This is a genomic window from Caballeronia sp. LZ008 (assembly GCF_031451435.1).
In the GTDB taxonomy this organism is placed as follows: domain Bacteria; phylum Pseudomonadota; class Gammaproteobacteria; order Burkholderiales; family Burkholderiaceae; genus Caballeronia; species Caballeronia zhejiangensis.
Map to the genome: position 1 here is coordinate 25204 of NZ_JARUXK010000005.1, position 13510 is coordinate 38713.

The 13510-nt window shown below is 58.4% G+C and carries 15 protein-coding genes; 8 read left to right on the top strand and 7 right to left on the bottom strand.

Going from position 1 to position 13510, the window contains the following annotated elements:
• Positions 1 to 5 precede the first annotated feature (5 nt).
• Complete coding sequence (locus QCE49_RS31855) at positions 6 to 398, top strand: hypothetical protein (protein WP_309806732.1); 393 nt, start codon at positions 6 to 8, stop codon at positions 396 to 398.
• A gap of 241 nt (positions 399 to 639) precedes the next feature.
• On the opposite strand, the gene QCE49_RS31860 is transcribed toward QCE49_RS31855, so the two are convergent.
• The 6 genes from QCE49_RS31860 to QCE49_RS31885 all read right to left on the bottom strand — a co-directional run bounded on the left by QCE49_RS31860 (position 640) and on the right by QCE49_RS31885 (position 6214).
• Entirely contained in the window at positions 640 to 963 is a 324-nt protein-coding gene (locus tag QCE49_RS31860) for a TrfB-related DNA-binding protein (protein WP_309806733.1), read from the bottom strand.
• A gap of 135 nt (positions 964 to 1098) precedes the next feature.
• The gene (locus tag QCE49_RS31865; protein ID WP_309806734.1) at positions 1099 to 1518 is read right to left on the bottom strand and encodes a hypothetical protein; all 420 of its coding nucleotides are present in this window, start codon (positions 1516 to 1518) and stop codon (positions 1099 to 1101) included.
• Between the two features lie 64 nt (positions 1519 to 1582).
• The gene (locus tag QCE49_RS31870; protein ID WP_309806735.1) at positions 1583 to 2410 is read right to left on the bottom strand and encodes a DUF932 domain-containing protein; all 828 of its coding nucleotides are present in this window, start codon (positions 2408 to 2410) and stop codon (positions 1583 to 1585) included.
• Between the two features lie 744 nt (positions 2411 to 3154).
• Complete coding sequence (locus QCE49_RS31875; protein WP_309806736.1) at positions 3155 to 5239, bottom strand: ParB/RepB/Spo0J family partition protein; 2085 nt, start codon at positions 5237 to 5239, stop codon at positions 3155 to 3157.
• Positions 5240 to 5374: 135 nt separating this feature from the next.
• Positions 5375 to 5998, bottom strand: coding sequence for an LPD29 domain-containing protein (locus QCE49_RS31880; RefSeq protein ID WP_309806737.1), 624 nt, complete (start codon positions 5996 to 5998; stop codon positions 5375 to 5377).
• A 30-nt stretch (positions 5999 to 6028) separates the two neighbouring features.
• The gene (locus QCE49_RS31885; protein ID WP_309806738.1) at positions 6029 to 6214 is read right to left on the bottom strand and encodes a hypothetical protein; all 186 of its coding nucleotides are present in this window, start codon (positions 6212 to 6214) and stop codon (positions 6029 to 6031) included.
• A gap of 875 nt (positions 6215 to 7089) precedes the next feature.
• Here QCE49_RS31885 and QCE49_RS31890 point away from each other — a divergent pair.
• The 4 genes from QCE49_RS31890 (at position 7090) to QCE49_RS31905 (ending at position 12050) form a co-directional block, all read left to right on the top strand.
• Entirely contained in the window at positions 7090 to 8286 is a 1197-nt protein-coding gene (locus tag QCE49_RS31890; protein WP_250469939.1) for a ParA family protein, read from the top strand.
• 2 nt (positions 8287 to 8288) lie between these two features.
• Positions 8289 to 9269, top strand: coding sequence for a ParB/RepB/Spo0J family partition protein (locus QCE49_RS31895; protein WP_309806834.1), 981 nt, complete (start codon positions 8289 to 8291; stop codon positions 9267 to 9269).
• A gap of 248 nt (positions 9270 to 9517) precedes the next feature.
• Positions 9518 to 10702, top strand: coding sequence for a Replication protein O (locus tag QCE49_RS31900; protein WP_309806739.1), 1185 nt, complete (start codon positions 9518 to 9520; stop codon positions 10700 to 10702).
• A 1144-nt stretch (positions 10703 to 11846) separates the two neighbouring features.
• Positions 11847 to 12050 carry a cold-shock protein gene (locus QCE49_RS31905; protein ID WP_309806740.1) on the top strand — a complete coding sequence of 68 codons (204 nt, stop codon included), beginning with the start codon at positions 11847 to 11849 and terminating at the stop codon, positions 12048 to 12050.
• Positions 12051 to 12096: 46 nt separating this feature from the next.
• Here the strand turns inward: QCE49_RS31905 and QCE49_RS31910 are convergent, their stop codons facing one another.
• Positions 12097 to 12279, bottom strand: coding sequence for a hypothetical protein (locus tag QCE49_RS31910; protein ID WP_309806741.1), 183 nt, complete (start codon positions 12277 to 12279; stop codon positions 12097 to 12099).
• Between the two features lie 71 nt (positions 12280 to 12350).
• Here QCE49_RS31910 and QCE49_RS31915 point away from each other — a divergent pair, with 71 nt between their 5' ends.
• From QCE49_RS31915 to QCE49_RS31925, 3 genes are all read left to right on the top strand, one after another.
• Entirely contained in the window at positions 12351 to 12554 is a 204-nt protein-coding gene (locus QCE49_RS31915) for a cold-shock protein (protein WP_309806742.1), read from the top strand.
• Between the two features lie 247 nt (positions 12555 to 12801).
• Positions 12802 to 13056: a type II toxin-antitoxin system Phd/YefM family antitoxin gene (locus QCE49_RS31920; RefSeq protein WP_309806743.1), complete on the top strand. Its 255-nt coding sequence runs from the start codon at positions 12802 to 12804 to the stop codon at positions 13054 to 13056.
• Between the two features lie 62 nt (positions 13057 to 13118).
• A complete protein-coding gene (locus QCE49_RS31925; RefSeq protein ID WP_409017625.1) occupies positions 13119 to 13502 on the top strand; it encodes a type II toxin-antitoxin system VapC family toxin in 384 nt (127 codons plus the stop codon).
• Positions 13503 to 13510: the final 8 nt, after the last annotated feature.

Sequence of the window (13510 nt, forward strand, 5' to 3'; positions counted from 1 at the left end):
ACGTTATGGGTGGCAACGTATCCACCGCACGCGAAGCGCTGATGGCAGAGCTATTGCAAGATGCCGATGCGCTTGTGCGGCGCTTCGAGCAGGCTGACGAGGCACTTTCCGGCAAAATCGAGCGGGCAACGACCGACGCGGCAGCCAAGGCATTCCTCGCGGCAAAGCTCAATTTTGAGTCTGTCATCGAACAGAACAGCAATAAACTCATGGAGGCGGGCCGCGTAGCGGCTGCGCAGGTTGGCAATCAACTCAACAATGGCGCGGTCCAACTCGTAGCCGCCAATGCCGCACTCGAACACAAAGCGCGGCGGCTCGTGGTGCTGCTCGCAGTGTTCGCACTGACTGCTGGCGTCGTCGGCGGCTTCATCGGAAGTAAGCTGGCCGCTGGCATGTGAGGGACACAAAGTTCGCCAATCGGCGACTTCCCGCCCGAGCGGTCTTTGCCGTCACCTTTGCATTCGGTGAACGTCCGCAGGTTGGCGAAGCATTCGCGATGCTGCGGCATACTCGCGCGCCGGGACGGCGCGGAGATTTTTTTCTCCCCGTCCTTTGTAGACAGCTTCGCGCCCCTACTTCTTGCCGTCAAATCCGGCGACAACGTTGGTGGTGAAAATCGGCCGGAGATGGTTAGTTGCGCTATCGCGTCGAAGGCCACGAGGACGACAAAATACCACCACCCGTCGTCAGTTGTGCCCTTGCCTCTTCGGCCATCTGTCGCACTTGCGCAGCAAGCTCCGGCGGCAGCCAGACTTCAACTTGTTCCCAATCCGGGGGAATTGCTCTTGCTGCCGCTTCAACGGCTTTGATTACCGCACCGACGCGTTGCTTGCTCAGTCCGCTCTCTGTAGCGGCGTCTACCTGCGAGATACCATCAACCAGCACGCGGCGGGCAATTTCCACGTTACCAACGGTCATGCGCTTGAGGCGGGGCATGAGCGATTTGAAGTCCTTCGCCGTCATCCTCTCTCCTGCCATGTTTGCGCCCCTTCAAAATGTGTGAAATCGGGGCTAGATTATCTGCTCGGAGTCAATATCGGTCAACAGAAAGCCCCAATCCGGTGGGATGGGGCGTTTTGAGCGTACTGTCTCGCGGCTTTAGTGATGCTGAATCTTCTGTGCGATCAACGGGTGAGGCAGTGTCGCAACACCGCGAAATCGCCAGTAACGGGAACCCTTTCTCGCGTAGATCAAGGTGATATTCCCCTCGACGGGTTCGCTACCTTTGAACGATTCGACGCCATCGCCCAGTTGCCAGACGAGCGGCGGCCATGGGCCGGACATGGCTGCGTGATATTCGGCCTCGGTGATTTCCTCCGGGTTAGTCGATAACGCGCGCTCCTGCTGCTCGATGAAGGAATCCTCCTCACCGATCACCACGCCCGGATACCGCTGCGCGAGCTGGTCGAGCGTTTCGCGTGTCCAGTTCGTCACGTAAGTCACCGTTGGGCCATCCGTCAGTTCCAACGCATAATCGATCGCGGTCGGCTCGCCCGGAATATAAAAGACCTTGCTCATGGTGTTCTCTCCATGTGTCCGAGGGAACTACCGGGCGGCTGTGCTCGCCCGGCAGCCGTCCGCGTTAGCCGATCATCTTGCGCATCTCATCGGCGAGAACCCACAAAGCCCGATTCAGTTTGACGTTCTGGTCGATGCTGCTGACCGCTCGGGTGGTCGTCGTGCGGCCCGTCGCGCTGCGTCCGCGCAGCCCACCCTTCACCATGTTTTCTTGCACACGATTAAAGGTCGTCCACAGGTCCGACCCGCCATCCTCCATGCGTCGGGGGCGGAGAATCTGCGTTTCCGTCACAGGCGCGGCGGCGTCTTCCGTGTCGTACTTCAATTCAAGGGCTGCGCGCGCAAAGGCGTTTTGTGCGCCGGTGTCGAGCGTCACGCCCTGCATTCCTTCGCGCTGCTCGTCAACCACCTCGAAGTTGTCGAGCACGCGAAATGCGCCTTCGATAACTTCGCCAACGACATCGCCCTTGTGCGGGACGCGTACCTCACCGACATTCGTGCCGCACACCATGCCGTTGCAACAGACGAAGCGGAACATACCGGCGAGCATCTGATAACTGCTCGTTCCATCGTGGCTGTTCAACAGAATGATTTCGTTCGCTTCCTTGCCGCTGATCTGGTCGGCATGGCGAAGGCGAATCATGTGCTTGGTGAAATCGCGCTTGTCGTCGTTGCGCACGCGCGTCTGCGCAACCATGAAGGGCTGGAATCCTTCGCGGCGCAGGCCGTTGAGTACATTGATCGTTGGAATATAGGTGTAGCGCTTCGAGCGGCTTTCGTGCTTCTCAGCAGCGAAAATTGACGGCGCGATACTTTGGATTTGGTCATCCGTCAGGGGGATTTCCGAACGGAGAACGGGCGCGTTATAACCGAACTTGGATGCGAGTTGCATTTACAGTACTCCTAAATTGCGACGTTGTGGAAGGCCGAGAAGCGGTTGCCGCCGCTGGTTTCTCGGTATCGAAGCGTCTTTCTGTTTCGTGCTTCGATATATGTATTATGGTCGATACCTTCGCAAAAGTCAATAGCAGTATCTATTTAATATTCTTGATAAGTACTCGCTTCCCCGCGAGTCTTGGCATCAAAGGTGCTGCCCCGAGGACGAGCGAGGGAGCGGATCGTTCGATCATGACGGGCGCGTGAGCGCCTGTCTCACTTCAAGGGGCGTGGAGCACGCGAAGCCGTTTGCTAGGTCTGCTCGTCGGAGTCGGTCGGTCGCGGTAAGCCCGTTCTGCCGCGCGAACCGGCGCGGTCAAGGGAACCGTGAAATACCGCAGGCCGCGCAGCGGTCGAGGATATGTCGCGAAAGTCCCTTGACCGGGAAAGCCGGGGCGTGTGGCAGATTCAAGGGCGTGAGCGACTGGCCGACTCCGGCGAGCAGACCATCCGACAGACCGTGCGAAACAACCGGCAAGCCCCCTTGGGGCGCGCAGCGCCGCCAGGCGCGGAGGCTGGTGTTCGGCTTTGTGTTCGGGCTCGGCACGGATATAATGAAATCAGTTGGATCCCGTTCTACTCCTGCGACGTTGGACGGTCGGGCTCGAAGCGTTGCCGCGCTTCGAGCCTTTTCTTTTCCAGTTCGACGTTGAATACGGAACGGTCAAGTTACTGCCCTTCCTTGGCTACCTTCTGCGGGTCACTGATCTGCGTCTGCGTCAGCGTCTTCTCGGCTGCCCTCCTCGTCTGACTCTTGGTCATCAAGTTCCGGTGAAGCGAAGTTGCTCTCCTTCACCGAACTGTGGTTCGTCAGCATGTCGGGAATCCAACCCGTATCGGACAGCAGCCGTTCGGCCATCGATGCTGCCTCATCCTTCTTGTTCGATGCGAGCGATGCTGCTGCTTCCGCCGAGACTGCCGCAGTTACGACCTCGGCGATCCGACCTTTTGATACATGATCCAGATAGCTCTCCCGCGTCGCAGTCCAGTACTTGCTCATGTCGAGATTGAGCACGTCGAACAACTGGCTCACCGGATGACCGCCATCGGTCCCGGAGACACTATCGAGGGTGGCTGCGACACAGAACGCGAATAAGTTGGACGTGACATGGTCGCTCTGCTGCAAAAGCCAAGGTAAAAGCTCGGCGCTGTTCTTCGGAAGCATTGCCGTCCACTTCGCACGCTCGGCTTCGATTTCCTTCCATGCACGGCTATCCGCCAGATCATCGGCCTCACGCAACAGGCCGTCATGCACGCAAGTAAACTTAGCTTCGAGCGTTCGCCCACTGTACATATGGCCGTAGTGTTCCGCGAAGATAGTCGGGATCATGTGGTGCATTAATACCGCGAGTGCTACGCCCGGTTGTGCGGCCAGTTCAACCTGAACAGCAGCGGTTCGATGTGCGGTCAAGCGTCGGCAGAGTTTTTCGCTGTGTACAGGCTTGGCTTTCTTCTTCGGCTCGACTCCTGACGTGCCATCGGCGGCGCTCTGCTCAGAACCTGACCGTTGCATATCGTCTCGTTTGATAAAGCCCCGCTCGATGACGACTTCGCCCGCATAGTTGAGGAACACGAACGCACCACCAGTCTCCAACTGTTCAGGCAACCATGCTTCCATGCTTTCGACAAAGGCATCGCAGGCATCGCTCGCCGCATTCGCCGCTTCTTCCAAAGCGTCGCGTTTTTCCTCGTCCTCCTCGGCGGACTCGTCGTCGTAATACGCATTGAGTGCGTCAGTCGCCGTGTCTCTTGCCTTCTGGAGCTTGGCGAACTCGCGTTCCTCCTTCTTGGTCATGTCGCGCGTGTGTGACGACTGGCGACCATATTCGCTCAATTCGCCGTAGTCCCGCTTAACTCGCGTTTCGACCCATTTCCAGCCTTCGTCGCTGATGGTCTGTGCCACCTCGATCAGACGGTCGGTGGCAAGTTGCTGCAACAGCGCGGGATCAACAATGTGCCCGCTGTTGTCGTCATCGCTGAACAAGTCTCGACGTACAAACCCACCGGCGGCCTCGTAGGCTTCGAGTGTCACGAACGCGACAAGCGGATTGTTGCGGATTTCGATTTCTTCCTTCGTGATCGCGGCGCGAAGCTGATGAGGATCGCGCAACCATGGCTGTGCGGCGTTGAACCAAAGCTTTTCTTGAAAGTCGTGGTCATCGGTCAAGGAAAGCGCAATGACCTGCTCAATGCTCATGCCGTCATCGCGGAAAACGTCCAATAGCTTGGGCGAGACGTTGGCGATTTTGAGGCGGCGTTGGACTGTCAACACTGGAACCGAGAACAGCGCAGCAATGTAGTCTACGCTCCTGCCCTCCTCGATGAGCATCCGAAACGCCATCGCCTGATCGGCTCCGTGCATCGGCTCGCGGGCGTGATTTTCGATGAGTGATGCGGCGACGGCTTCAGCCTCGGTGACGACCTTCACCGGAATCAACTCGTCCGCGCTGATCACACTGCGTTCTGCAAGCAACTGAAGTGCAGCAAGTCGACGTTGTCCTGCGCACACACAAAGCTTCGGCTTCTTGCCGCGTGCTCCCGTCATCGGATGAGCGACCAGATTTTGCAGCAGCCCTTTCGCGGCGATGCTGTCCGCGAGCCCGTCGATTCCGGTTGCGGCTTTGCGGCGCACATTTCGCGGCGAAGGGTTCAGGCGTGACAATGCGACTTGCTCGATGGCACTGTCGCCGCCAAAGGTGTTTTCGAGTCCCGTGGGCGATGTTGCTGCATCGTCAAGCTCGACATCATTTTTCTGAACGTCGATGGCGTCGTTGCGATCATCCATTTTCAAGCTCCCAGAGAATGCCAGCGACCGAGTTACGCAGAGTGGGATCGCGTTGGTCGTTGGCCGGTTAGAAACAAGGTTGATGTAGAACGGAAGGCAATCGGCGGGATGCATGATCGCCCTCCCCTCTCCGGTTCAGTCGATGGGTCCAAATCGGTCGTAGAGCGGCATGACGGACCGTTGCTCGCCGCATTCGCGGACATAGCCGTCGCGGAGCGTTATGTAGGATCGGAGTGCAGGCTTTTCACAGGCCACTTTGAGGCGATCGCTTTGTTTGGCAAGCGTTTGATGGATCATCGTTTGCACCGTGGTGGCGGTGTCCGAAACCAGTTCCGCAAGTTGGAGTCGTGATAGTTCACCCGAGCGAAATTGTTCGACGGTCGGCTTGAACAGACCGTTTCCGGCGAAGAGGTTTTCGTAACGTCGATAGATGCGGTCGATAGCGGATTGCACCGCTGCATCGCTGTGCTCGCGAACAGTAAAGATGTGGTCTACCCCGAAGCAGACCTCGTAAGCGTCCAGCCTCTGATCACCGGCTGCCGCATCATCATTCGGTCCGTCGAAATACACTTGTCGAACTCTGCTGGTGATCGCCTCGACCTGCGCGGCGTTCGGGCCATCGGTCCAACTCACGTAAAAGGTTGCGCCACCGCCGTGAGTCTGAGTGCGGACCGAGAACGGCACGCCCTTGAAGCACTCCGCCAACGACTGACGAATCAGCTTGGCGGTGCCAGCACAAGAAAAGTATCTTGCGGCCATGATTCGGTATCCTTATTGTGCTATCGACAATTAGAGCGGTGTCACTGTCATGTTTAACCATCTGCCGTCTTGGTACTGCAACTGGATACGAGAATCGTCGACCGTCACCGTTCGAGTATCGCCTTCGACATATGTTCGTTGGTGAGCCTCGGGAGGCGCGGGGGGAAAGCCCGCTTCGTTGGTGGGATTGGTTGTGCGGGTGGTCGTTGCGCTCATTACTACCTCCTTTGTCTGTCGTTCAGTTTCATCTGCTCTTCGGAGCCGCCTCGGGGCATGTTTTGCACGGGCCGGATTCGGTGCAAGGGCGCGCCCGGAGGCCGCAGCGAAGCGCAGCCGCAGGCGAGCATCGAACGGGTGAGGACGTGGCGAAGCGGACCCTTGTGCCGAATCCGGTTCGTGCTATGCGTCGATTAAGAGGCGGCTTTGAAGGGCAGATGAAAGCGCTTTGAACGGCAGACAAAGGATGGAGCGCGGCGACGTGTTTCCCGCACAAGCAATCCCGCGGCACAGGCACCGCCAGGTGCGTGTGCCCTATCGGCGCGGAGCGCCGCCGATCAGGGTTTCACGGCGTCGAAAGGCGACCGTCCTACAAAGCAAGTTTTGCGAAACCCTAGTTGTTCGGCAATCTAAGGCTGCATGCTCTTCGACTTGCCGCCTCGGCACGAAGGGCCCCGACGCCACTTTGGACGATGATTCAGGTTCGAAGCGAAGAAGTTTGCGAAGGCTGGGTAGATGTCTTTAACACTGTTGTTGGTGCCACATGCCCGCCCGAAACACTTTCCTACACCCATGAGTTTCGAACACAACTAACACAGTTAGGTTCGAGCCCCTGAGATCCCTTTCAAAATGAGGCTGCCTCGCAGCCCGACGATCGGCCACGTTGTATGTTTCACGTGTAACCACGTTTCACACTTAATGTGGTTTCGCGGTAAACGCGTCTGATGGCCGAGACTGCTGGCACTGAGTCTTCTGCGAAGTTGAAAGTTAACTTGCGTTTACTATCCCAGCCGTCTAAAGTCCCACTTGATTCTATCGGTTGGGTGAAAAGTTGGCTCGGCGATAGAATAATCTAAACCGATCGAAAATGGACTATGGACTTAGATCTCGCCAACCCTGGTAAGACAACACCGGAAGATCTTATCAAGCTCGCTGGGCTTTCCGACTTCATGTTGCAGAAGATTCGGGATGAGCTGCTGGAGCCTTTTCCGAGAAAGGTGCCTCCAATGATAAGTTCAGCGCGAGTGCAGGAAATGTGCGGGATCGACGTCCAGCGGATGGCCTATATGCTCAAAAAGGGCGAGCTGCCGCAAGGCAAGCAAGCTCGTCGGGGGTCTCCGCGGCAGTTTACAGTTGAAGAGGCTGTTCAATGGGTACGTGCAGAACTCGCCCCGACTCCCCGGTCGGGCCCCGGAAAAATCATCGCCGTCGCGAACTTCAAAGGTGGCGTCACTAAAACGACGATGTCGACAGTTCTCGCTCAGGGACTAGCGATGCGTCGTGGTCGGCGTGTCTGCCACATAGATCTAGACCCGCAGGGCAGCGCTACCACGCTCTATGGGATCAATCCGCATGCGGAGGTCGACGCCTCACAGACCATCATGCCTCTGATCGAGGCCTACTTGCGAGGTGATGAGTTCGATATGCGGACGTTGCCGCAAGAGACCTACTGGCCAAACTTGGATCTCATCCCGTCGTCGACCGAGCTTTTCAATGCTGAGTTCATGCTGCCTGCCCGCGCATCAGCGGGTGCCCGCGGTGAACGATTCGAAAATGTTCTCCATGCTGGAATCGAAGCTCTACGGGAAAAATACGACTACATCATCTTGGATACGGCACCGACGCTGAGCTATTTGACAATCAATGCGATTTTTGCGGCCGACGGGGTGATCGTACCCGTAGTTCCCGACGTTTTATCGTTCGCTTCGATGGTTCAGTTTTGGCACCTATTCTCGGATTTGGTAACCGGCATGGCAGCGCGCGGAGAACAGTCGCGCAAAGAGTTCGACTTTCTCGACATCCTTATTACACGGATGACACCAAAGCCCGCAGCCAAGGCAGTTCAGTCGTGGATTAGCCAACTGTACGGCAACCGGGTCATCCCAGTTGAAATTCCAGAGACTGACGTAGCGCGCAACACCAATATGCGCTTTGCAACGGTGTACGACATCTCGACGTATGAAGGGGGAGCCGAGACTCTCCGTCGGATTCGAACGCCCTGCGACCAGTTTGTCGATCGCGTCGATGATCGTGTTTCGGGTCTTTGGCAGAAAGGAGGTAGCGCATCGTGAGTATGAAAAATTTCGCCTCAAAGGCGGCGAACATACGCCTTACAGATGAAGAGGCGGACAAAGCACAGAATCGCGCTGCAACGACGCCCCGCACTGCGCCCGGTCAGCTGATGCACCTTCAAGCAAAGTCAGAGCAGCAGCAGGATGAGATTGATCGGCTTCGGAAAGAGCTGCAAGAAGCAAAGCAGATGGGCGGCACCGTTGACGTCCCTCTTTCAGAGTTGCATGAAGTCCCCGGCCGTCGCAGATATATGGCACCGGAGAAATATGCTGAGCTTCGCGACAACCTCCGCCATAACAAGCTGATTCATCCGGTGGTTGTCCTGCCGCGCGCGGAAGGTGGTTTCGAGATTATTTCCGGACACCATCGAAGCGATGCTTATCGGGAACTGGGCCGAGAAACAATTCGCTGCGTGCTGGGCGAGGCAACGGCTGAGGAAGCTGATGAAGGAGCCTTCTTCGCGAACTTGATGCAGTCGGACCTGACTGACTACGAGAAATATATTGGTCTGAAGCGATTTCAGACTGAGCATCCCGAGATGAATAGGGCGACCGTTGCCGAGCGTGTGGGTATCAGTCCGTCTCACATAAGCGCATTGCTGTCTTTCGACCGTCTTCCGCCTGATGTTCGGACAATTCTGGAAGCGAACATAGCTCTTCTTGGCGCAAATGCTGCAGCAGAGTTCGCGGTGTTGGTCGAAGCGGGCAAGAGGGATCGGGTATTAGAGGCTGTCCAACGTCTTGCCGACCGGAGGCTCGATCAGTCGCAGGCAGTGAAATTTGCTCGATCGTCCGATGCCCCGAAGAAAGCCACCCCAGCCGCATCAAGCTTCAAAATTCGCTCTGGAAAGACAACTTGGTGCGATGTCCGAAGTGCGAAGAACGTGATGCGAATCGAGTTTCAATCTGAGGAAATCGCGGATTCGGTACGTGATGCTATTCGAAAGCACCTTGAGCAACTCGCGCAGACTCAGAAACCGTAAGTCGTTGATTAACAATAACTTCGTACTACGCAGCCGTCTACCGGGATCGAAATGACGAGAAACTAGCTTAAGAAAGACAAAGGCCCGCAGCTGGAAACTGAGGGCCTTTGCGATTGCGGGCTTGGCTGGAAACCTTTGCCGCGCGACTCCCCAGCTGGAAACTGGAAAGGGACTGCAGACACCCGGAGTGTAGCGCAACAAGGTCGACAGTCAAGCGAATTCAATCCATTTTTAATGGATCGCTCGACATGTCTATCGCGCAACGCTTCGTTGCCGGCGAGGGTGAAGCACATCCCCAAGATTCGGCCGCCCTCACTGCATTTCGCTGCGACTCGACCAACCTGCCGTGGATCATTTTCCGTGCAGCGTTCCGGGCCGCGCACATCGAACAAATTCCTCCCCGGGCCCGTGCCGTCCTGTCTGCCCTCGCGCGGACCGTTGACGCCGCCAAGCCGTTTGCTGCGATCTTCGCTCGTCGTGAATTGCTCACAGGCCGTGCGCTGCAATCGATGCGCACGTTCTATCGGAGCCTCGACGATCTCGAAGTCGCGGGACTGATCGAGCGTCGCCCCCAAAGCCGCTACGTGGAAGCGGGCTTGTTTGGCCGCGCGTACCTTCATCTCACCGAACACGCGGCTGCCCTCCTTGGACTCATTGAGGCCTCACGCACGCACGAGAGCGAGGCTTCGCAAGCGCCCTCCTCGTCAGCAGTTGCTCCCGCGCAAAACTCATTTGCCGCACCGTCTGCCACCTTGGCAGACGGTGGAATATATAAGGATCTAAGCCCTTCTGTTTTTCAAAAGAGACAACCGGGCCAACTGCCTGCGGACCTTCAGCGCCTTCGCACCCTGGGTTTTTTTGATTTTTTGATTTTCAAACTCATGCGCGAAGCGCGGGATCACGGCAAGCGACTTTCCGATGTGGTGGAAGCCACCTGGGACCACCTGAAGCTCGCCAAGGCGCCGATCAGCTACCTTCGCGCCCTCCTTCGCACCCCAGTCGATTTCACCCATCTCGTACGGAGTCGGAGCGCGGATGGCGACGCCACGCAGGCGCTCAATCAGCAACGCGCCGAAGGCCAGGCCATCGCCCTTCAACACGCGGGCCGCACCTTCATTGATGCGGACAACGCTCGTCAGTTCGTCGTGGGTACCGGGGGCGATTCGCTGACGATCTTCAGCCTCACGGAGCGCGTCGGACGGCAGGCCGCCGGATGGATGCCGTCGTTCGCCGCGGCGCTTAAGTCCGGAAAACTCCGCCCCGCCACCGCCCTTGACCTGGAACGGTTTGCCCACGCGCAGCAGCAAGCGCTCGGCTACGCACCGGCCTCAGGCGTTCCGTTGAGAATGGTTAGATCCCCCGTCACGGGCGCCGTGCGTGACCATATCGCCGGACTGCGTCAGCTGCTCAGGGTGCGAGGTGCGGGAGCGTGACGAGAGCCGCGGTCCGCGTGCACCCGGGCGAGACGTCGCATGTGCTGCGGCAAGAGCGGCGGTGAGCGTTTAGCGAACGCCTTAATCGCGACTGGGTGAGGCTGAACGCGAACAAACCGAAGAGGGACTGTCGATAACGCAACTACCGATCTAACCGTCCAGCGTCTACGAACACTAATCCAACAGCACGCAGACCCTCCAAGAAAAACAGCTTGCAGCAAGCTTCGCCGACCCGGACCGGCGCGAGAAAACAGGTGAGGGTGGCAGTGGCCGCAGGGACGATCGAAACGATCGGGAAGTGAGCGCGGACGCCGCTGCTTCAAACAAGGAAAGGCGCCGTCTGTCATCGATGCGCGGGATCGTTCAACGTGCCACGCTCAGCGCGACTAGGGGACAACCGGACACGCCGACCGTGCTTAAGGATGCTTTGGACAGTCTGGCGGGACTAAATGGGTCCCCGCATCGCCGTCACGGGCGATACGGTTGAGGAAGATCAGAGAGGCGGAGGGGACGGAACTAGCGGACGAAGAGGGCGGCCGGGCGTTGCACACGCGGTGCCGGTTGACTGTCGTGAAGTGCGCGTCGGGACCCAAGCCAGGACGCGGAACGCGGTAGGACCAACGCAGGCGCGCGTTCGCCTTCGGGTTCGGCGATCGATCACGTCGGGCTGAATAGGGCGACGGACGGGCGAGGCGCCGCGCGAGCCGCTAGCGGCTGCGGGCCCGAGGTCGCTTGCCCAGTAAAAGCAGTCGGTGCGGTTTGACGCTTCTGCCGGAGGGCTGGCGGAGTGAACCCGCCTTCCCTATCGGTAGAGAGAGCTGATCCCCCGAAGTTAGACGGTCTGGTGCGCGACGGGCTACGTGTATCCCCGGCCGCAATCGCCAGAGGATGAGCGATCTTGACGCTGCCAAGCCGGCGACCCAAAAAGCGCAAAGCTCAAGAGTCGCCCTGGAGGCCAATCGCTGGCCACGTCGTCGCGACACGTTGTCATGAGCGCAGCGTTGGTTGAGTCACCCGATCAAGCATCTCAAACGGGCTCGCAACCCTCCGGGATGCGCCATTGCACGAACCGGCGCCGTCGATCAAGATAGCGTCGGCGCTTGCGAAGGCGGCGCCGTTCTCAACTTTCATGGCACAACACAACATGGCAACCGGTACGGTCAAGTGGTTCAACGATGCAAAGGGTTTTGGTTTCATCACGCCGGACGCGGGTGGTGACGATCTGTTCGCACACTTCTCGGAAATCCAGTCGAATGGCTTCAAGTCGCTCGCGGAAGGGCAGAAGGTGACCTACGACGAGAAGATGGGTCCGAAGGGCAAGCAGGCGTCGAACATCAAGCCGGCTTAGTGGTAACGGCCCCGGCGATCCAGGCGGTCGTCGGGATATGGTCTCATCAGCAGGACAGGGCGGTGGCCGGGAAGTTGTTCAATGGCTGCAGTAACCCGCCCGAGTAGCGGAATTTCCCCGGCTCTTCATGCTGATTTGCGCTTGAACCGAAATCCCGCTCAAGCCTGATAAGCGCAGTTATCGGGATAGGCCAGCCTTCCGTCGTCATTCTGTTTTGATTGCGCGCCATGGCGCAGTCGATCAAGATAGCGTCCGGCGCTTGCGAGGGCGGCGCCGTTCTCAACTTCAAGGCAAAACAACATGGCAACCGGTACGGTCAAGTGGTTCAACGATGCAAAGGGTTTTGGTTTCATCACGCCGGACGCAGGCGGTGACGATCTGTTCGCGCATTTCTCGGAAATCCAGTCGAACGGCTTTAAGTCGCTTGCAGAAGGGCAGAAGGTGAGCTTCGACGAGAAGATGGGCCCCAAGGGTAAGCAGGCAGGCAACATCAAGCCGGCCTAAGCGGTAATTGCACGCAGCGCCCCGGCGATCAAACGGTCATCGGGGCGTGGGAAGGGCAGGGTGCAGGCGCAAAGACCGCATCAGCGGGCTGAAATCACGACGTATAGCAAAACCAGCCTTGTCTGCTAATTATGATTAGCAGTGAAGCGGTTAATGGTTAAAATGGAGCGTAGCCCGATCTACACCTCACTCGATAGCGAAAATCGGTCTAGAATACGTAAAATACGTATTCAAACTGGAGTCAGCGATGCAGATCATCACGGCAACGGACCTTGCGCGCCAGACGCGCCAGATCCTCGATGCCGTCGCCCGCGACGGCGAGACGGTCATCATTGAACGCAACCACACGCCAGTCGCACGCCTCGTTCCGCCTGAAGCCGTCATGACCGCGGCGCAGGCCCTGGCCGGACTGCCGGCGATATTGACACCGCAACAGGGACAGGCCTGGACCGATGACAGTCGAGCCGATTTCGATGACGCCGTGCGGGAGCCGTGGGCGTGACCGAAGCCAGGATCGCAGCCGTGAACGCAGGCTCGAACGCGGGCGTCGTTCTTGACAGTTGTATCTGGGTCGCGCTCGCGGCCAATACGCTCAAGCGCCAGACGGTGATCGATCTGGCCGGCGAGGCGCCCGTCTTCATTTCCGTGATCTCGCTCGGCGAACTCGGCTTCGGCGTGCACGCGTGCGCGGACCCGGTCGAGCGGGCAGGGCGCGCGGCGTATCTCCAACAACTCGAGCGGCGGCCGATTCTCGACGTGTCACGGCACACCGCCGCGGCCTTTGGCGTACTCGCCGCTGCGGTCAAACAGTCGGGCCGTTCGCCACGGCCCCGCTACAACGACCTGTGGCTCGCCGCGCAAGCCATCGAACACGGCTACGCGCTGATGACCTTGAATGGCGCCGACTTCGCTGACCTGCCGGGGCTGCGCCTCGTCGTTCCGGGGTAAGACCGTGG